The sequence below is a fragment of the Streptomyces aureus genome (assembly GCF_000725495.1).
Lineage (GTDB): Bacteria > Actinomycetota > Actinomycetes > Streptomycetales > Streptomycetaceae > Streptomyces > Streptomyces aureus_B.
This window is the reverse complement of record NZ_JNZD01000026.1, coordinates 95,169-115,234: the sequence shown is the minus strand read 5'-3', so window position 1 is coordinate 115,234 and position 20,066 is coordinate 95,169. Positions and strand designations below refer to the sequence as shown.

Annotated in this window: 16 protein-coding genes and 1 pseudogene; 15 read left to right on the top strand and 2 right to left on the bottom strand. The window is 72.2% G+C overall.

From position 1 onward, the window contains the following. Positions 1 to 434, bottom strand: a pseudogene (locus IO36_RS28145) (DUF4097 family beta strand repeat-containing protein); the annotation flags it as partial. A gap of 253 nt (positions 435 to 687) precedes the next feature. Then, positions 688 to 1,863, bottom strand: a complete 1,176-nt coding sequence (locus IO36_RS28140; RefSeq protein ID WP_037623842.1) for a serine hydrolase domain-containing protein — start codon at positions 1,861 to 1,863, stop codon at positions 688 to 690. 620 nt (positions 1,864 to 2,483) lie between these two features. Here IO36_RS28140 and IO36_RS28135 point away from each other — a divergent pair. From IO36_RS28135 to IO36_RS28065, 15 genes are all read left to right on the top strand, one after another. Next, positions 2,484 to 3,071: a TIGR03086 family metal-binding protein gene (locus IO36_RS28135; protein ID WP_037623841.1), complete on the top strand. Its 588-nt coding sequence runs from the start codon at positions 2,484 to 2,486 to the stop codon at positions 3,069 to 3,071. A gap of 723 nt (positions 3,072 to 3,794) precedes the next feature. Continuing rightward, positions 3,795 to 4,451 (top strand): GntR family transcriptional regulator, encoded by a 657-nt coding sequence (locus IO36_RS28130; RefSeq protein WP_037623840.1) that lies wholly within the window; start codon positions 3,795 to 3,797, stop codon positions 4,449 to 4,451. Further along, on the top strand, positions 4,448 to 5,356 hold the full coding sequence (locus IO36_RS28125; protein WP_037623839.1) for a dihydrodipicolinate synthase family protein: 909 nt from the start codon (positions 4,448 to 4,450) through the stop codon (positions 5,354 to 5,356). Before IO36_RS28130 ends, IO36_RS28125 begins: the two co-directional genes overlap by 4 nt. After that, entirely contained in the window at positions 5,344 to 7,074 is a 1,731-nt protein-coding gene (gene araD / locus IO36_RS28120) for an L-arabinonate dehydratase (RefSeq protein WP_037623838.1), read from the top strand. Before IO36_RS28125 ends, araD begins: the two co-directional genes overlap by 13 nt. Positions 7,075 to 7,174: 100 nt before the next feature. Then, positions 7,175 to 8,110 carry a carbohydrate ABC transporter permease gene (locus tag IO36_RS28115; RefSeq protein ID WP_037623837.1) on the top strand — a complete coding sequence of 312 codons (936 nt, stop codon included), beginning with the start codon at positions 7,175 to 7,177 and terminating at the stop codon, positions 8,108 to 8,110. Next, positions 8,107 to 9,009 (top strand): carbohydrate ABC transporter permease, encoded by a 903-nt coding sequence (locus tag IO36_RS28110; protein ID WP_037623836.1) that lies wholly within the window; start codon positions 8,107 to 8,109, stop codon positions 9,007 to 9,009. Before IO36_RS28115 ends, IO36_RS28110 begins: the two co-directional genes overlap by 4 nt. Next, a complete protein-coding gene (locus IO36_RS28105; protein WP_037623835.1) occupies positions 9,006 to 10,211 on the top strand; it encodes a Gfo/Idh/MocA family protein in 1,206 nt (401 codons plus the stop codon). The genes IO36_RS28110 and IO36_RS28105 overlap by 4 nt, the downstream gene beginning before the upstream one ends. After that, positions 10,208 to 11,050, top strand: a complete 843-nt coding sequence (locus tag IO36_RS28100) for a DUF6807 domain-containing protein (RefSeq protein WP_037623834.1) — start codon at positions 10,208 to 10,210, stop codon at positions 11,048 to 11,050. The genes IO36_RS28105 and IO36_RS28100 overlap by 4 nt, the downstream gene beginning before the upstream one ends. Then, positions 11,050 to 12,675 (top strand): glycoside hydrolase family 43 protein, encoded by a 1,626-nt coding sequence (locus IO36_RS28095; protein WP_037623833.1) that lies wholly within the window; start codon positions 11,050 to 11,052, stop codon positions 12,673 to 12,675. The genes IO36_RS28100 and IO36_RS28095 overlap by 1 nt, the downstream gene beginning before the upstream one ends. 270 nt (positions 12,676 to 12,945) lie before the next feature. Continuing rightward, entirely contained in the window at positions 12,946 to 14,340 is a 1,395-nt protein-coding gene (locus IO36_RS28090) for an ABC transporter substrate-binding protein (RefSeq protein WP_245173517.1), read from the top strand. A 254-nt stretch (positions 14,341 to 14,594) separates the two neighbouring features. Then, a complete protein-coding gene (locus IO36_RS28085; RefSeq protein WP_037623832.1) occupies positions 14,595 to 15,389 on the top strand; it encodes a rhamnogalacturonan acetylesterase in 795 nt (264 codons plus the stop codon). A gap of 28 nt (positions 15,390 to 15,417) precedes the next feature. Further along, a complete protein-coding gene (locus IO36_RS28080; RefSeq protein ID WP_037623831.1) occupies positions 15,418 to 16,749 on the top strand; it encodes a pectate lyase family protein in 1,332 nt (443 codons plus the stop codon). A gap of 2 nt (positions 16,750 to 16,751) precedes the next feature. Next, the gene (locus IO36_RS28075; RefSeq protein WP_037623830.1) at positions 16,752 to 17,882 is read left to right on the top strand and encodes a pectinesterase family protein; all 1,131 of its coding nucleotides are present in this window, start codon (positions 16,752 to 16,754) and stop codon (positions 17,880 to 17,882) included. A 43-nt stretch (positions 17,883 to 17,925) separates the two neighbouring features. Further along, positions 17,926 to 19,038, top strand: a complete 1,113-nt coding sequence (locus tag IO36_RS28070) for a right-handed parallel beta-helix repeat-containing protein (protein ID WP_037623829.1) — start codon at positions 17,926 to 17,928, stop codon at positions 19,036 to 19,038. Between the two features lie 121 nt (positions 19,039 to 19,159). Further along, positions 19,160 to 19,954, top strand: coding sequence for an HAD family acid phosphatase (locus tag IO36_RS28065; RefSeq protein ID WP_037623828.1), 795 nt, complete (start codon positions 19,160 to 19,162; stop codon positions 19,952 to 19,954). Positions 19,955 to 20,066 lie beyond the last annotated feature (112 nt).

Here is a 20,066-nt window from a genome sequence, read left to right as displayed (position 1 = left end):
CGACGGTGATGTCGCCCTTGAGGGTGGTGAGGGTGAGGGTGCCGGGGGCGGCCTCGCCGACGGTGATGTCGCCGGCCTGGGCGCTGAGGGTGAGGGTCGCGGAGGCGGCCCGCGCGATGGTGATGTCGCCCTTCTGGGTACTGATCTCGGCGGGGCCGTTGAGGCGGCCGATCGTGATGTCGGCGTCGAGTCCGGTCAGGTGCACGCGGTCGGCCTCGTCGAGCTTGACGGTGCGGTGGCCGCCCTCGAAGGTGACGTCGCCGAGGCGTCCCACGCCCCGCAGTTCGGCGGCGGCCGTCCTCGCCTCGACGCCGGAGCCGGCCGGCAGCTGCACGGTCACCTCGACCGGCCCGGTCGGCGGCGATGAACCGGATCCGTCCCGCCGGGACGTCGACGACCGCGGAGACGGGGGCGGGGGTGTCGAACTTCTGCATGACGCTCTCCTCTGGCTGCGTCGCGTGCGTTCCGCGTTTGTTTCTGACAATGGAAACGCTACGTTGCATTCAAAGATCAGGCAACAAGCTTGTTGCTCAACTTCCCTGTTATTGCAGGTGGATGCCATGAATTCATTGCAATGGTCCTGACTCTAATGCAACGCGCCCGCCAGGATCTGTTGCAATGGAATGTCGGTGAACGCACCGCGGGGCGTCCGGGACGGCCCGGACGCCCCGCGGGCGGACCCGACGGTCAGTTCTTGAGCAGGGCGCAGACGAAGTTCTCCTCGACCGTGCGCAGCTCCTTCAGCAGCTCGGGCTTGGTCGACTCGTTCACCTGGGTCGTGAGCGAGAAGGTCAGCGAGCGCCGGCCGTCCGGAGTGGCGGCGATCAGCTGGGTGTAGCCGGGGAAGTTGCCGGTGTGCCCGAGGACCACCCCGCAGCGGGTGGAGTAGCGGAAGATCGCCGCTCCCGCCGTGTTCCGGCCGGGCCCGGCGGGCTCCGAGGCCCCCTCGATCCAGCGCCGCTGCTCGCGCAGGGTCGCCTTGGAGATCAGTGCGCCGCTCGCGTACCCGCGGATGAAGCGGGTCAGGTCGGCCGGGGTCGAGATGATCCCGCCCGAGGCCCACACGCCCGACGCGCTGAGCGCCTCGCTGACGTCCTCCGGCGGATTCGGCGGGGTGACGTCGTAGCCGTGCATGTACGGCTCCGGCATCTCGTAGCCCTGCGGGAGGCTCGTGTCGCGCAGGCCCAGCGGATGGTAGACGAGGCCCCGCAGCAACTGCTCGTAGCGCATCCCGGTCGCCGCCTCGGCCATCAGCGCGACCGCGATGTTGTCCGAGTTCGAGTAGTTGTACCGCGATCCCGGCCGGAACAGCAGCGGGTCGCCGGCCACGTAGTCGAGCAGCCGGCGCGAGTCGAAGTGGTGGTGGGGATCGGCGGTGAGGACCTCGATGAACTCGGGGCTCTTCGAGTAGTCGGGCAGGCCGCTGGTGTGGTTCAGCAGCTGGCGCAGCGTCACGGAGGCCCACTGCCGGGGCAGGGACGGCAGCCGGCGGCCGATGGTGTCGTCCAGGGAGAGCGCGCGCCGGTCCACCAGCTTCAGCGCCACGGCGCCGCTGAACGCCTTCGCCGTACTCGCGATCCGGGTGTGGTCGTCCGTTTCGATCGGACGCCCGCTGTCGAGGTCGGCGACTCCGGCGCGCACGACGCGGGACGCACCCTCGCGGCGCAGCACGGCGATCACACCGGGCGGGCCGCCGGGGCTGCGCACCAGCTCCTCGAGCTGCTTGCGCAGAGCGCGGTCCTGGTCGCGGTCCGCGGTGCCGGAACCGGCGTCGGCCGGTCCGGCCACGGCGCCGGTCAGACAGGCGGCGGCCAGCAGGGCGCCGAGGGAGGGGCGCAGCCGGGGGCGGCGGGGCAGGGGCATGGGGGTTCTCCCGGGTCGGGCGGGCGTGGGCACGCCCAGCTTCGATCCCGGCAGGCCGCCCCGCCCGCGCCGCTGCTGCATACGGAGGAGCGGGCCGCTGGGCGCGGGGCTGCGCGGTGGTGCGCCTGGCGCGGGCCGCTGGGCGCGGGGCTGTGCGGTGGTGTGCCCGGTGCGGGCCGGCGGGCGGGGGCGTCGGGTTGTGTGCTCGGCGCGGGCTGCTGGGCGGGAGCTGGCCGGCGGGCGGGTGGTCGGCCGGTTGTGTGCCTGGCGCGGGCTGCTGGGGGCGGGGCTGTCCGGTCGTGTGCCCGGTGCGGGCCGTCGGGAGCGGGCTGTTCGGCTGGGGGCCCGGCGCGGGCCGGCAGACGGGGGTCGTCCGCTTGTGTGCCCGGCGCGGGCCGCTGGGCGCGGGGCTGTGCGGTGGGGTGCCCGGCGAGGGGCGGCGGGCGGGGTCGTCCGGTTCTGTGCCCGGCGCGGGGCCGTCCGGCTGCCTCACGTCCGTGACCTCGCGCGCGGGGAACCGATGAGTTCCGGGGGCGCCCGGGGTCTACCCCACGGGAGTGCCCCGACGGGCTCCCGTGGCAGTGCGGACCACATCGGACACGCGTTCTGAGGAGATTCGGATGACCGGCCAGACCTTCGACTTCGGGCCGCAGGCCCTCGTCGTGGCGCGCCTCGCGGAGGGCGTCACGGACGCGCAGCTCGACGGGGTCACGCCCTGTCCGCGGTACGCGGTACGCAACCTGCTCGGGCATCTGGCCGGACTGGCCGTCGCCTTCCGCGACGCCGGGCGCAAGGACCTGGGCCCCACCACCGACACCAGCCCGACCGCCTCCCTGCCCGACATCGGGCCGGACTGGCGCGAGGCCCTGCCCAAGGCGCTCGACGAACTCGCCGACGCCTGGCGGGACCCGGCCGCCTGGACAGGGACGACCCGGGCGGGCGGGGTGGACCTGCCCGCCGAGGTCGCGGCGGCCGTCGCCGCCGACGAACTCGTGGTGCACGGCTGGGACCTCGCGCGGGCCACCGGCCAGGAGTACGACCCCGACCCCGTCCTCCTGGAGGTGACGCACCGGTTCCTCGCCGGTGTGGCCGACGACCCGACCCGCGTCGGCGGCATCTTCGGCCCCGTCGTGCCGGTGCCCGACGGCGCGCCCCTCCTCGACCGCGTGATCGGCCTCAGCGGCCGCGACCCCGGCTGGAAGCGGTAGAGCGCGGCGGGCGGCAGGGGCGTCGGCGGGCGTCGATCCGACGCCACCACGTCACGAAAGCACACGGTTCGCGCGGTGCCGCAGGTCGAGGTGGGCGCGGGCTGAGGCGGGCCGGCCGCCGGGCCGCCGCCAAGCCTGCAACGTCCGTCTACCTGCCGAATCGTCGCCGCCCCGCAGTGAGTCACGGGCCGCCCGCCGAGCGGGCGGCCCGTACGCGTTCCCCGGCAGGGCATCGCGGAAGCGAACGGCGGAGGAGTCCTGTTGGGAGGAGTGGCCCGCAAAGGCGCGTACGGCCGGCCCATGTCGTCCCTGGGCTGCCGTACCGCCCGCCAACACGGGCCCCGGGGGAGCGGCCCGCCGGGATGAGTGACCGGCCCGCGTGTCCCGCCGGGACAGCGGCCGGACTGCCAGCCAAGACCTGCCTGGCGAGGTGGCCGGACAGCCCGCCAAGACCCGCCCAGGGAAGCGCCCGGACCGCGCGGCGTGCCCCGCCCCGGGGTGAGTGCCGCACCTCCACCGTCCCACCGCCGCCCCCGCGTCTCCCCAACTCCCCCCGGAATTCCCTCTGTCCGAAGCGTTGACGAAACGCGGTCGCGCTCCTACCTTCGACGCGTCGTACTTCGTACGTCATATATGAGACGCGATATGCGAGACCCGGAGTCCGGTGTCCGTCACCGGTGACCGGGCTCGCACGATCCGCCACGTGAGACCGGAGAGGCGCGCATGACCTCTGTGCCCACCCCGATCCCGTCCCGCACGCAGTTCGTGCTGGAGGGGATCAAACACCGCATCCTCACCGGGCAGTTGCCCCCGGGACAGGCCCTGGTCGAGACCGACCTCGCCGCGCAGTTCGGGGTGTCCAAGACCCCGGTGCGCGAGGCGCTGAAGACCCTGGCCGGCACCGGGCTCGTCGTGATGAACCAGTACAAGTGCGTCACGGTGCGCATGGTGGACGCGGACATGGCGCGCGAGGTGTACGACGTACGGCTGCTCCTCGAACCCGAGGCGCTGCGGCGGGTGGTGCGCCGGGGCGAGTCCCTCGACGCCGCCCGCGACGCGCTCACCCGTGCCGACGACGCCGCCGACACCGCCGAACGTTCCCTGGCCAACAGGGAGTTCCACCGCGCCCTGTACGCGCCCTGCGGCAACCCCCTGCTCGGCCGGATGCTCGACGAGGTACGCGACCAGGCGGCCCTCGTCTCGGCGGTCGCCTGGGCCGCCGACCCCTCCTGGGAGCGGGAGGCGAGCGAGCACCGGGAGATCCTGCGCCTCGCCCTGGACGGTGACGCCGAGGGCGCCGCCGGGGCGCTGCACGCGCACATCGCCTCGTTCGTACGACGGGCCTTCCCGCAGGGCCAGGAGGAGGACGGACAGCGATGACAGCGACCTTCGAGACGCAGCGGGCCGCGCTCGCCGAGGTCGTGGCGATCCCGGTGACGCCGTTCGCCGAGGACGGCACGATCGACCGCGAGGCCCACCGGGCCCTGCTGCGCCGGCTGATCGACGGCGGCGTCCGCACCCTCACTCCCAACGGCAACACCGGCGAGTTCTACGCCCTCACCCCCGAAGAGCGGCGCTCCGTCACCGAGTTGACCGTCGAGGAGGCCGGCGACCGCGCGGCCGTCCTCGTCGGCGTCGGTCACGACCTGCCCACCGCCGTCGCCTCCGCCCGGCACGCCCGCTCCCTCGGCGCACCGATGGTGATGGTCCATCAGCCCGTCCACCCGTATGTCTCGGAGGGCGGCTGGGTCGACTACCACCGGGCGGTCGCCGAGTCCGTGCCGGAGCTCGGTGTCGTCCCGTACATCCGCAATCCGGCGCTCGCGGGCTCGCGGCTGGCCGAACTCGCTGACGCCTGCCCGAACGTCGTGGGCGTGAAGTACGCCGTCCCGGACGCGGCGCGGTTCGCGTCCTTCGCGCGTGACGCCGGACTCGAACGGTTCGTGTGGGTGGCCGGCCTCGCCGAGCCGTACGCCCCCTCGTACTTCTCGGCCGGTGCCACCGGGTTCACCTCGGGCCTGGTCAACGTCGCCCCGGCCGTGTCGCTGGACATGATCGAGGCGCTGCGCTGCGGCGACTACCCGGCCGCGATGAAGATCTGGGAGCGGATCCGCCGGTTCGAGGAACTGCGCGCCGCCGACGCCTCGGCGAACAACGTCACGGTGGTCAAGGAGGCCCTGTCCTCGCTCGGTCTGTGCCGCCCCGACGTGCGCCCGCCGAGCCGGCCGCTGCCCGCGAGCGAGCGGTCCGAGGTCGCCGCCATAGCCGCCGGATGGTCGCTGTGAAACGGCCCGAGGAGCTCAGGAGCCACCAGTGGTACGGCACCGAGGGACTGCGTTCGTTCAGCCACCGGGCCAGGACCCGGCAGCTCGGCTACCTGCCCGAGGAGCACCTGGGCAAGCCGGTGATCGCGGTCCTCAACACCTGGTCCGACATCAACCCGTGCCATGTTCACCTGCGCGAGCGCGCCCAGGCCGTCAAGCGGGGCGTGTGGCAGGCCGGAGGCTTCCCGCTCGAATTCCCGGTGTCCACGCTGAGCGAGACCTTCCAGAAGCCGACCCCGATGCTCTACCGCAACCTGCTCGCGATGGAGACCGAGGAACTGCTGCGGTCGTACCCGGTGGACGGGGCCGTCCTGATGGGCGGCTGCGACAAGACCACGCCCGCGCTGCTGATGGGCGCCGCCTCGGCGGATCTGCCGGCCGTCTTCGTGCCCGCCGGGCCGATGCTGCCCGGCCACTGGCGCGACGAGGTCCTCGGCTCCGGCACGGACATGTGGAAGTACTGGGACGACCGGCGTGCGGGTCTCATCAGGGACTGCGAGATGACGGAACTGGAGAGCGGGCTCGCCCGGTCGCCGGGGCACTGCATGACGATGGGCACCGCGTCCACGCTGACGGCCGCCGCGGAGGCGCTCGGCGTCACCGTCCCCGGCGCCTCCAGCATCCCGGCCGTCGACTCCGGGCACGACCGGATGGCGGCCGCGGCCGGGCTGCGGATCGTCGAACTGGTCCGCACGGACCGGAAACTGTCCGACATCCTCACCGCGGACGCCTTCGCGGACGCGGTCACCACGGTGCTCGGCATCGGCGGTTCGACGAACGCCGTGATCCATCTGATCGCCATGGCCGGACGGGCCGGTGTCACCCTCACCCTGGACGACTTCGACCGGATCGCGAGGACCGTTCCGGTGCTCGCGAACGTCAGGCCCGGCGGACGGACGTACCTCATGGAGGACTTCCACTTCGCCGGCGGTCTGCCCGGGTTCCTGTCCCGGATCACCGATCTGCTGCACCTGGACCGGCCCACGGTCGCGCACGACACGCTGCGCGAACAGCTCGCGGGCGCCCGGGTGCACAACGACGACGTCATCCGCACCCGGGACGACCCGGTCGCGGCCGAGGGCGGGGTCGCGGTGCTGCGCGGCAACCTCTGTCCCGACGGCGCCGTCATCAAGCACATCGCCGCCGAGCCGCGCCTGCTCAAGCACACCGGTCCCGCGGTCGTCTTCGACGACTACCGCACGATGCAGCGCACCATCGACGACCCGTCGCTCGGCATCACCGCGGACAGCGTCCTCGTGCTGCGGGGCTCCGGCCCCAAGGGCGGGCCGGGCATGCCCGAGTACGGGATGCTGCCCATCCCCGGCCATCTGCTGAAGCAGGGCGTCCGGGACATGGTGCGGATCTCCGACGCCCGGATGAGCGGCACGAGTTACGGCGCCTGCGTGCTGCACGTGGCACCCGAGTCGCACGTCGGCGGCCCGCTCGCGTTCGTACGGAGCGGCGACCGGATCACCCTCGACGTCGCGGCCCGCTCGCTCCATCTCCACGTGGACGACGCGGAGATGGAGCGCAGACGGGCCGCGTGGACCCCGCCGCCCGTCCGGTACGAACGCGGATACGGCGCGCTCTACAACGACCAGATCACCCAGGCCGACACCGGCTGCGACTTCGCGTTCCTGGCCCGTCCGGGCCAGGTGCCGGACCCGTACGCGGGCTGACGCCCCCCAACACCCGCCCGTCGACGTGCTCGGCCCATGCGGTCGTAGCAAGCGCTTCCTGCACTCGCTGTACGTGACCCACTGCGAACGGAGAACAGTCATGGCCCAAGCCGCAGCCGTGGCGAAACCGCCCGCGCCACCCCCGCGGCGCCGTGCCTCCGCGACCCCGCGGGGGCTTCCGTACCTGCTGATCGCCCCCGCGGCGCTGCTGATGCTCGGCTTCATCGCCTACCCCGTCATCAGCGTCTTCTACTACAGCCTGCAGAACTACAACCCGACCAAGCCGTGGCGCAACGGCTACGCGGGCCTGGGCAACTTCACGCACGCCTTCACCGAGGACCCCCAGTTCTGGGACACCCTGACCTTCAGCGCCAAGTGGGTCGTCGTCGAGGTGGGCCTGCAACTGCTGTTCGGCCTGGCGCTCGCCCTCATCGTCAACCAGACCTTCGTCGGCCGGGCCGCGGCCCGCGCGCTGGTCTTCTCGCCCTGGGCCGTCTCCGGGGTGCTGACCTCGGCGATCTGGGTCCTGCTCTACAACTCCCAGACGGGCATCACCCGTTACCTCGCCGACGCGGGCATCGGCGCGTACGGGACGAGCTGGCTCTCGGACACCTCCACCGTCTTCCCGGCCGCCGTGGTCGCCGACCTGTGGCGCGGGGTCCCCTTCTTCGCGATCCTCATCCTCGCCGACCTCCAGTCCGTCTCCAAGGACCTCTACGAGGCCGCCGAGGTCGACGGGGCGGGCCGCGTCCGCCAGTTCCTGCACATCACCCTGCCGCACCTCAAGGACGCGATCGTGCTGTCCACGCTGCTGCGGGCCGTCTGGGAGTTCAACAACGTCGACCTGCTCTACACCCTGACCGGCGGCGGACCCGCGGGCGAGACGACCACCCTCCCGCTCTACATCGCCAACACCAGCGTCGACGCCCACAACTTCGGCTACGCCTCGGCCCTCACCACCGTCGCGTTCGTGATCCTGCTGTTCTGCTCGATCGTCTATCTGCGGCTGAGCAAGTTCGGAGGCGGGGACAAATGATCACCAAGGACGCCGTGGCGACCGCCCCGGCCGCACCCGCACCGCCCGCCAGGACACCGCGCCCCGGCGCGCCGGGGAAGCGGCGTGCCTGGGACGAGGTCCCGCGCAGCCACATCTACCTCCCCCTGGGCTGCTACCTCCTGTTCACCCTGGTCCCCTTCTACTGGATCCTGCTCTTCGCGCTGCGCCCCGCCGGGTCCACCGCGCTCGTGCCCTGGCCCATGACCCTCGACCACTTCGGCAAGGTCTGGACCGAGCGCAGCTTCGGGACCTACTTCCAGAACAGCGTGATCATCGCCGTCGCCACCCTGGTGATGACCACCCTCGTCGCCCTCGCCGGCGGCTACGCGCTCGCCCGCTTCGACTTCAGGATCAAGCGCGGCTTCCTGCTCGCGCTGCTCTGCTCGCAGTTCGTGCCGGGCGCGCTGCTGCTGGTCCCGCTCTTCCAGATCTTCGCCGAGCTCCGGATGATCAACTCCCTGGTCAGCGTCGTCATCGCCGAGACCGTCTTCCAGCTGCCGCTGTCGATGATCCTCATCAGCGGGTTCATCAGGAACGTGCCCTACAGCCTGGAGGAGGCCGCCTGGGTGGACGGCTGCAACCGCTTCGACGCCTTCCGGATCGTCGTCCTGCCGCTGCTGCGGCCCGGGCTGATCGCCGTCGGCTCCTTCGCCTTCGTGCACGCCTGGAACCACTTCCTGTTCGCCCTGATGTTCCTCAGCGACCAGAGCAAGCAGACCATCCCGGTCGGCCTCAACACCCTGATGAGCTCCGACAGCGTCGACCTCGGCGCGCTCGCCGCGGGCGGCATCGTCGCCGCCGTCCCCGTGGTCGTCGTCTTCGCGTTCATCCAGAAGTGGCTGATCACCGGATTCAGCGCCGGGGCGGTGAAGGGATGACCGCCGCCCCGCGCCGGGACCGGCACCCGGGCGACCGCCGCACCGCGCCCGCCGGCCCGCACCCCCTCCCGCTGCCCGTCGTCCTCGCCGGCGCCCGGGGCCACGGCCGCCGGCACCTGGACAACATCCGCCGGCTCCAGGACAAGGGACTCGTCCGCCTCGCCGGGATCTGCGAGCTGGCCCCGCTCACCGAGGAGGAGCTGGACGGACGGAACGTCGAGCAGTCCGCCGACTTCGGTGCCCTCCTCGATACGACCGGCGCCGCCGTCGCCGTGATCTGCACCCCCATCCCCACCCACACCGACCTCGCGCTGACCGCCGCCCGCCGCGGCGTCCATCTGCTCCTGGAGAAGCCGCCCGCGCCGTCCTACGCCGAGTTCCGGCGCATGACCGACGGGGTCGCGGCGGCCGGAGTCGTCTGCCAGATCGGCTTCCAGTCGCTCGGCTCGCACGCCGTGCCGGCCATCAGGAAGCTGATCGCCGAAGGCGCGCTCGGCCGGGTGACCGGCATCGGCGGGGCCGGCGCCTGGGCCCGGGACGAGGCGTACTTCCGGCGCGCCCCCTGGGCGGGCCGGCGCCGGCTCGACGGCGTGGACGTGGTCGACGGGGTGCTGACCAACCCGCTGGCGCACGCCGTCGCCACCGCCCTCGCGCTGGCCGGCACGGCCCGCGCCGAGGACGTCACCGACGTCGAGACCGAGCTGCTGCGCGCCAACGCCATCGAGTCCGACGACACCTCGTGCGTCCGGGTGACGACCACCGGCGGCCGGATCACGGTCGCCGCGACCCTCTGCGCCGAACAACCCGGCGAACCCTACGTCCTGGTGCACGGCACGGGCGGCCGGATCACCTTCTGGTACAAGCAGGACCGGGTCCTCGTCCAGCGGGCCGGGCACGGCCCCGAGGAGCTGCGGTACGGCCGCACCGATCTGCTGGAGAACCTGGCGGAGCATCTGGGCGCGGGCGCCGCCCTGTTGGTCCCGCCCGCGTCGACGGAGGCCTTCATGAAGGTCGTCGAGGCGATCCGGCGGGCGCCCGACCCCGTCCCGCTGCCCCCGGACGCCTGGGAGACGCTCCCCGGCGAAGGCCGCCGCGTCGTGCCCGGCGTCGACGGATTCGTCGCGGCCGCCGCCGACACCCTCGCCCTCTACTCCGAGCTGGGCGCTCCCTGGGCGCTCCCAAAGGAGGTGAGCACCCGATGAACGACGACTCGACGGTCCTGCGGATCGGCGGCCGCCCCGTCGCCCGCTACGTCACCCGGCCCGCAGTGCCCGGCCGGCTCTCGCCGCGCCCGTACCTGCACCCCGTCACCACCCTGGCCGGCACGGCCGTCACCGAGCTGGGCCCGGCCGACCACCCCCACCACCTCGGCGCCGGTGTCGCCGTCCCCGACGTCGAGGGGCACAACTTCTGGGGCGGGCGGACCTACGTCCGCGACCGCGGTCCGACCGAGCTCGACAATCACGGCGCCCAGCGGCACCTCGGCTTCCAGCTGCGCGACCCGGACGGCTTCGTGGAGGAACTGCGCTGGACGGCCGCGGGCACCGAACTGCTGAGGGAACGCCGTACGGTCGCCGCCGTCGCCCTCACCGACACCGCCTGGGCGCTGGACCTCACCTTCTCCCTCACGAACGTCACCGGGCGCGGTCTGTCGATCGGCAGCCCCGCCACCAACGGACGGCCCGGCGCGGCCTACGGCGGGTTCTTCTGGCGGGCCCGCAAGGAGCCGGACGCCCCGCGCGTGTTCACCGCCGACGCCGAGGGAGAGGACGCGGTGCACGGGCGCCCCGCCGACTGGCTCGCCCTCGCGGGCGCCGGCTGGACCCTCGTCCTCGCCGGGGCGACCGCCGCGACCCGCCGCGACCCCTGGTTCGTGCGGGCCGCCGAGTACCCGGGCGTCGGCTCCTCCCTCGCCCACGACGAGCGTCTGACCGTCGAGCCGGGCGGCACGCTCGTCCGCAGGATCGTCACGGTCGTCGCCGACGGGACCCCGGACCGGGACGGCGCCGCCGCGCTGGTCCGCAAGGCGGTGAGCCCCTGATGGCCCTGCCCTCCGCCGACCTGGGTGACGGCACCTACCGCAACCCGGTCCTCGACGCCGACTGGTCCGACCCCGACGTGCTGTGCGTCGGTGACGACTTCTATCTGACCGCCTCCAGCTTCGGCCGAGTCCCCGGCCTGCCCCTGCTGCACTCCCGGGACCTGGTGAACTGGACCCTCGTCGGCCACGCGCTCCAACGCCTGGAACCCGCGCGCGAGTTCAGCTCCCCCCGGCCCGGCGGGGGTGTGTGGGCACCCGCGCTGCGCCGTCACGACGACCGCTTCTGGATCTTCTGGGGAGACCCCGACCACGGCATCTTCCAGGTCAACGCGCCCGACATCAGGGGCCCTTGGACCCGGCCGTACCTGGTGAAGGAGGGCCAGGGACTCATCGACCCCTGCCCGCTGTGGGACGAGGAGAGCGGCGAGGCGTATCTGGTGCACGCCTGGGCGCGGTCCCGGTCCGGGGTGAAGAACCGCCTCACCGGACACCGGATGCGCCCCGACGGCACCGGGCTGCTCGACGAGGGGAAGGTGATCGTCGACGGCGACCTGATCCCCGGCTGGTTCACCCTGGAGGGGCCCAAGGCCTACCGGCACGACGGCTGGTTCTGGATCCTCGCCCCCGCCGGGGGAGTCGCGTCCGGCTGGCAGGGCGCCTTCCGCTCACGCGGCTTCTTCGGCCCGTACGAGGAACGGGTGGTCCTGGAGCAGGGGAACACCCGGGTCAACGGCCCGCACCAGGGCGGCTGGGTGCGCACGGCGGCGGGCGAGGACTGGTTCCTCCATTTCCAGCAGCGCGGGCCCTACGGGCGGGTCGTCCACCTCCAGCCCATGCGCTGGGGCGGTGGAGGCACCTCCCGCTCATGGGGGTCCCCCCGTTCGAGCGAAGCCGAGAGCGGGGGAGGCTGGCCGGTGATCGGAGAGCGGGGCACTCCCGTGGCCGTGCACCGCAAACCGGAGCTGCCCGCCCAGCCGCCGTCCGCGCCCGCCACCGACGACGACTTCCCCGGGGGCCGCTTCGGGCGCCAGTGGCAGTGGGCCGCCAACCCCCAGGAGGGCTGGGCCCCCCAGCACTCGGGTGACGGACTGCGGCTGAGCTGTGTCCGTACGCCCTTCGCCCACGACCTGCGCGCGGTGCCCCACGTCCTGACCCAGCGGATGCCGGGCCGGCCCGCCACCGTCCGGGTCGACCTGTGCCTCGACAGCGAGGAGCCGGGGGCGCGGGCCGGACTCGTGGTGCTGGGCGACGCGTTCGCCTGGATCGGCCTCGAACGCGAGCCCGGGGGAGCGGTACGGCTGGTCCACCGGTTCGCCGAACCGGTGGACCCGGCGGCACCCGTCCCCCGGTCCGGAGGGTGCGCGGGCGGGCGCGAGCGCGACGCCGCTCCCGCACGGCCGGCGCCCCGGGGCCGGGCCCGGCTGTGGATCGAGATCGGCGACGGGGCCCGCTGCCGCTTCTCCTACGACACCGGAGAGGGCCGGCAGCCCTCGGGGCAGGTCTTCGCCGCCACCGGACAGGGCTGGATCGGCGCCCTGCTGGGCCTGTTCGCGCTCGCCCCGCCCGGCGCGGGGCCCGCAGGGGCCGCCGGCTTCACCCGCTTCCGAGTCACCGCGGCCCGCTGAGGTCCGCCGCCCGCCGCTCGTCCCCCTTCCGGGCTTCGTCCGCCATCCGGAGCCCGTCCTCCGCCCGCCGCTCGTCCGCAGTTCGCCCGTCGTATCGCCCGCCTGTTGGGAGCCGCAATGCCACACCTTCGTAGCAAGCGCTTACCGGATGGAGAGGGAAGGGCGCGTCCGTTCCCCCGGCGTCCCTTCCGGAAGCAGCCGGACACCGCGCCCCGAGTGCACCTCACCGACCCCACCGCCCCGCTGGATCCCGGAGAAGAGAGCCGACCCATGAAGATCAGCAGACGCGAGAACCGCCCGGCCGCCCTCCCGCCGGGAGCCGGCCGGCGCAGCTTCGGCGTGCGCGGAGCCCGGCGCGCCGCCCTGGCCGTCGCCCTCGGCTCCGTACTGGCGCTGACCGTCACCGCCTGCGGCGACGACGGCAGCGGCAGCGCGGGGGACAAGGGGACCGAGGGGTCCGGCAAGGGCGAGATCACCTTCTGGGACAACAACGGCGGTGTCCGCACCGACATCTGGAAGCAGATCATCGCCGACTTCGAGAAGAAGTACCCGGACATCAAGGTCAAGTACGTCGGCATCCCGGCCGCGAGCGCCCAGTCCAAGTACGACACCGCCATCCAGGGCGGCGGTCTGCCCGACGTCGGCGGTGTGGGCACCGCGATGCTCGCCGAGGTCGCCGTCCAGGGGGCGCTGGAGCCGCTGGACAGCCGGATCGAGAAGAGCCCGCTGAACGGGAAGCTGAGCCGGAACCTGCTCGACGTCAGCCGGGCCGCCGGCGGCGGCGACACCCTGTACCAGGTGCCGACCTCCGCCAACAACGGCACGCTCTGGTACCGCACCGACCTGTTCAAGTCGGCGGGCCTGGACGCGCCGACCTCCTGGTCGAAGTTCTACACGGCCGCGGCGAAGCTCACGGACAAGGGGAAGAACAAGTTCGGCTTCACCATCCGCGGCGGCGAGGGCTCCATCGCCCCGGCGCTGGACGCCGCGTACGGCCAGACCGGGATCACCTCGTTCTGGAACGGCGACAAGACCACCGTCAACGACCCGAAGAACGTGGCCGCCCTGGAGAAGTACGTCGCGCTCTACAAGAAGGACACCCCGTCCGCCGACGTCAACAACGACTTCACCAAGATGGTCGCGCAGTGGGACAGCGGCACCATCGGCATGCTGAGCCACAACCTCGGCTCCTACCAGGACCATGTGAAGGCACTGGGCACCGGCAAGTTCCGCGGCGTCCCGAACCCGACCCTGGACGACGGCACCCGGGTGCAGGTCTCCAACCCGGTCGACGGGCTGAGCCTGTTCAAGTCCGGCAAGAACAAGGCGGCCGCCTGGAAGTTCATCGAGTTCGCCGTCTCGGCGGCGGAGAACTCCAAGTTCAACGAGTCGGCGGGGCAGGTGCCGGCGAACACCGACGCCGCCAAGGACAACTGGGTGCAGCAGGCCGAGCCGACCCGGCTGGCCGCCGAGGCGCTGAACGGCACCGGCACCAAGATCGTGCAGCTGCCGTACTACCTGCCCGACTGGAACACCATCTCCAAGGCCGACAACGAGCCGAACTTCCAGAAGGTGCTGCTCGGCAAGATGAGCGTGAAGGACTTCCTGGACACCCTGGCCGACCAGCTGAACAAGGCACAGGCCGACTGGAAGGCACACCACTAGCGCCCGGCGGACGGCATCCGTCCCCGCACGCCAGGTCCCGGTACGCCTGGTCCCGGTACGCCTGGTCCCGGCCGTGGTGCGCCCCGCGGCCGGGCCGGGCGGCCCTCCCGGCTCCTCCTTCCGTGCCGCACTCCCGCGAGCACGCGCCCGAGCCGCGCTCGAACCTCCGTGCCGCACCCCCCGAGCCGCGCTCGAACCTCCGTGCCACACCCCCGTCGGCACCCTCCCGAACCTCTGTCGAAAGGAACACGCCCGTGTCCCTCACGCGCAGACAGGTCACCTCGGCGGCCGTCGCCGCCCTGCCGCTCGCGGTCGCCGCCGCGGGCCCCGCGTCCGCCGGACCGCGCCGCCGGCCGCGCACCCTGTACATCGCCGGCGACTCCACCGCCGCCCAGAAGTACGCCGACGCCGCACCGGAGACCGGGTGGGGCATGGCCCTCCCGTTCTTCCTCCGCGAGGACCTCGTGGTCGCCAACCACGCGGTGAACGGCCGCAGTTCGAAGAGCTTCCTGGACGAGGGCCGCCTCGCCGCGATCCTCGGCGTGATCCGGCCCGGCGACCTCCTGCTCGTCCAGTTCGGCCACAACGACGAGAAGAGCGCCGACCCCACCCGCTACACCGAGCCGTGGACGACGTACCAGGACTGTCTGCGGCAGTACCTCGACGGAGCCCGGGCCTGCGGTGCCCGGCCGGTGCTCGCCACCCCGGTGGAGCGCAGGAAGTTCGACGCGGACGGCAACGCGGTGCCGACGCACGGCGACTACCCGGCGTCGATGCGCGCGCTCGCCGCGGACGAGCACGTGGCCCTCCTCGACATCCAGGCGCTGTCCATCGCGCTGTGGCAGCGGCTCGGCGTCGAGGAGACGAAGAGGTACTTCAACTGGACCGCCACCGAGCAGGACAACACCCACTTCAACCCGCCCGGCGCCATCGCCGTGGCCCGCCTGGTCGCGGGCGCGCTGCTGCACCGCCGGGTGCTCACGCCCCGGGACGTCCGCCGTCTCGGCGCGGAGATCCCCGAGTCCTGGATCACCTGGCCCACCGCCTGACCCCCTGAGCCGAAGGAGAGCGAGTCGTATGACGGACACACAGAAATGGCATGGGCATGCCACCACCTGGCGCGGGCGTGCCGTACGCAGGGCCGCCGCGCTGATCGGCTGCACCGCGCTCGTGCTCACCGTCACCGGAACCACCGCCGAGGCCCGTCCCCGTGACCCCGCCCGGCAGACGCTCGCCGCGGGCGACGGCTGGGCGTCCGAGGGGACCGGCACCACCGGCGGCTCGGCCGCGACCGCCGCGCAGGTCAGCACGGTCACGACCTGGGCGCAGTTCAAGGCCGCGCTCGCCGCGGGCGGCAGCGCCCCGAAGATCATCAAGGTCCGGGGCACGATCGACGCCGGCGCCGAGGGCTGCGGCTCCTTCGCCGCGCCCGGCTACGACTTCGACCAGTACCTCGCCGACTACGACCCGGCCGTGTGGGGCTACGAGCAGGTCGTCAGCGGCGAGCAGGAGGACCTGCGCGCCGCGTCCGCGGCCCATCAGGACGCCGCCATCAAGGCGTACGTCCCCGCCAACACGACGATCATCGGCCTCGGTCCGGACGCGGGCTTCAAGGGCGCGAGCCTCCAGATCAAGGGCGTCGACAACGTCATCGTCCGCAACCTCGCCTTCGAGAGCCCCCTGGACTGCTTCCCGCAGTGGGACCCCACCGACGGCGACACCGGCAACTGGAACTCCGAGTACGACAGCGCGGTCGTGTACGGCGCCACGCACGTCTGGCTGGACCACGACACGTTCACCGACGGCGACCACCCGGACAGCTCGCTGCCGAGCTACTTCGGCCGGATCTACGAACAGCACGACGGTGAACTGGACATCGTCAAGGGCGCCGATCACGTGACCGTCTCCTGGAACGTCTTCGCCGACCACGACAAGACCATCCTGATCGGCAACAGCGACAGCGCGTCGACCGCCGCGGTGGACCGGGGCCATCTGAAGGTCACCCTCCACCACAACCTGTTCACCCGCCTCGTCGAGCGGGCCCCGCGGGTGCGCTTCGGACAAGTGGACTCCTACAACAACCACTTCGTGGCCGACGCCGGATACGGCTACAGCTACGGCATCGGGATGGAGTCCCAGCTCGTCGCCGAGCACAACGCGTTCACCCTGCCCGCCTCGGTCGGAACCGGGACGATCCTCAAGAAGTGGAAGGAGGCCCCGCTGACGGCGGCCGACAACTACGTCAACGGCGTCCTCACCGATCTGATCGCCGTGCACAACGCGGAGATCCCCGCCGAGACCCTCCAGGCCGGTGCCGGCTGGACCCCGGTCCTGCGGAGCGAGGTCGATCCCGCGCGGACCGTCGCCCGGATCGTCGACCGCGGGGCCGGCGCCGGAAGGATCTGCTGACCATGGCCGGACACCACGTCAGCAGAAGGGCGTTCGTCGCCGCGGGCACCGGAGCCGTGCTGGCTCCCGTGCTCGCGGCCCCGGCCCGTGCCAACGGACGCCGGCCGTTCGGGCGGTACGGTTCGCCGTCCGCGCGGCTCGACGCGAGGACGCTGTACGTCCATCCGGGCGGCCTCGGCGACCACACCACCGTGCAGGCCGCCGTGACCGCCGCGACCGGAGCCGGGTTCACCCTGGTCATCGGGCCCGGGGTGTACCGCGAGACGGTGTCGGTCGGCGCGGTCGACCCGGCGACCGGCCTGCCCGGCCCCGTCGCCTCCGAGATGACCTGGATCGGCGCCTCCGGGGATCCGCGCGACGTCGTCGTGGTCTACGACAACGCCAACGGCACCCCGAAACCCGACGGTTCGGGCACCTACGGCACCACCGGGTCCGCGACGACCACCGTGCGCGCCGACGGCTTCACCGCCCGCTCGGTCACCTTCGCCAACGACTGGCTGCGCGCCGACCACCCGGACATCACCGGCACCCAGGCCGTGGCGATCAAGGTGCAGGGCGACCGCTCCGCCTTTCACCGCTGCCGTTTCCTCGGCCACCAGGACACCCTGTACGCCGACACGACCGCGCTCGCCGTCTTCGCCCGGCAGTACTACCGCGACTGCTACGTCGAGGGGGACGTGGACTTCGTCTTCGGGCGCGCGACGGCGGTCTTCGAGCACTGCCACTTCCACACCCTGGACCGCACGGACCTGGCCGGTGCCCCGTACGGCTTCGTGTTCGCGCCGTCCACGGCCGTCGCCGACCCGCGCGGCTACCTGGTCACCGGCGGCAGGATCAGCAGCTCCGCCCCGGACGCGTACTACAAGCTGGCCCGTCCCTGGGTGCCCGGCTCGGACCCCACCGCCCGCCCGATGCTGACCGTCCGCGACACCCGCCTGGACGCCGGCGTCGACGCCGTCGCGCCCTACACGGACATGTCCGCCGCCCACCCGTGGCAGGCCCAGCGCTTCGCCGAGTACCGCAACACCGGGCCCGGCGCGGTGATCACCGTTCCGGAGAACCGTCCCCAGCTCACGGACGCCGAGGCCGGGCAGCACACGCGTGCCGCGTATCTCGGCGACTGGTGTCCGTGATTCCCCCGTTCCGTCCGACAGCACGACGAAAGGACCCCACTCCATGTCTCGTCGTACCGCTCTCAGTCTCGGCGCCGCCCTGGCGCTGGGCGCGGGCCTTGCCGCCCTTCCCGCGCAGGCGCGGGCCGCGACCGTCGTCGTCGACACCACCGCCGAACTGACCAGCGCGATCTCCGGAGCCACCGCCGGAACCGTGATCCAGGTGCGCGGCGGCACCTACTACCCGACGGCCACCCTCCAGTCGACCACCAACGGCACGTCCTCCTCGCCGGTGACCCTCACCGCGTACGGCTCGGAGACCGTGAAGATCGACGGATCCTCGCTCCCGTCCGGCGACTGGATCTTCAAGCTGACCGCCGACTACTGGAACGTCTCGGGCATCACGTTCCAGAACTCCCCGGACAGCGCGGTCGTCTGCCAGTCCTGCACCGGCACCGTCTGGAACAACGTCAAGACCATCGACGGCGGCGACTCCGGCTTCACGCTGACCGGCGACGGCACCGTCAACAACACGGTCAGGAACCTCGACTCGTACGGCAACTACGACGCCGCCACCCACGGCGAGAACGCCGACGGCGTCGCCGTGAAGTTCGGCTCCGGCACCGGCAACCTGATCACCGGAGCCCGCCTCTACAACAACTCCGACGACGGGATCGACTTCTGGTCCTTCTCCTCGCCGGTCACCGTCGAACACACCTGGTCCTTCGGCAACGGCAAGAACCGCTGGGGTGACTCGGCCTTCGCCGGCGACGGCAACGGCTACAAGCTCGGCGGCGACGGCGAGGTCGTCGCCCACGTCGTCAACAACTCGGCGGCCTGGGACGACGCGGGCAGCGGGTTCACCGAGAACTCCAACACCGGCGCCATCGTCATCAACCGCACCACCGCCTACGCCAACGGGAAGTACGGCTACTACTTCGCCACCGGTTCCGCCCGGCTGGGCAAGAACCTGGCGGTCGGCAACGGCACCGCGGCGGTGTCCAAGGGCTCCTCGGTGACATCGGCCGGCAACAACTGGGACTCCGGCGTCTCCACCCCGTCGTTCGTCTCCACGGACGCGAGCACCACGTACAACTCCCGCTCCTCCGGCGGGACCCTGCCCGCGACCACCTTCCTCACGACGGGCAGCACGACCATCGGCGCGACCATGAACTGACCCTTCCCGCAGGGCGGGAGGCCCGAAGAACGCGGCGCGGGGCCCAAGTCGGCCGAAAAGTATGTATCGATCCGGCAAAGGGTCTCGCGCCCAGGGACGTGACGCGCGTAGAAAATCTGTCATGCATAAGCCACTGCGCATCGCGGCCGTCGCCGCAACCTGTGTCGTCGCCGGTGCCGCCCTGTACGGCACCGGAGTCGCCACCGCCGGTCAGTCGACGGCGAACTCGACGCACGAGCCGTACAACATAGGCGTCCTCGTCAAGGACATCGACACCTACTACGGCACCACCGCCGACAGCAACGGTGTCTACCAGGCGTCCCCCGACAGCCAGTACGCCAAGGACCTCGCGCGCCTCGACGCCGCCGCCAAGCGGCACATCGACCAGGCGGCCCGCAAGGCCCACCACCGGCACGAGAAGGCCGCCGTCGTCTTCGACATCGACGACACGCTGCTGCTCTCGCTCGACTACGAGAAGAAGACCAACTACACCTACAACTCGGCCTCCTGGGCCGCCTACGTCGCCCAGGCGGACCGTCCGGCCGTCTTCGGCAGCCCCGACCTCGTCAACTACGCCGCTTCCAAGGGCGTCGAGGTGTTCTACAACTCGGGCCTGAAGGAGTCGCAGCGCGTCTCCGCGGTCGAGAACCTGAAGAAGGTCGGCGTCGACGTCAACCTCGACTCCGCGCACATGTTCCTCAAGGACGCGGCCAACCCGCCCGCCTACCTGAGCGACTGCGCCACCGCCGCCGCCTGGAACTGCACGACCGTCCAGTACAAGGCCGGCACCCGCAAGCACATCGAGTCCCTCGGGTACGACATCGTCGCCAACTTCGGCGACCAGTACTCGGACCTCGACGGCGGCTACGCCGACAAGACCTACAAGCTGCCGAACCCCACGTACTTCGTCAGCTGACGCGGCCCCACGGTCGAACGCCCCCGCCGGTCGTCACCGGGCGGGGGCGTTCGTCTTCCCGCCGGCCGAGGGGGGACCGGGCCGGCGGTCCGCACCCTGGATGACGAGGAGA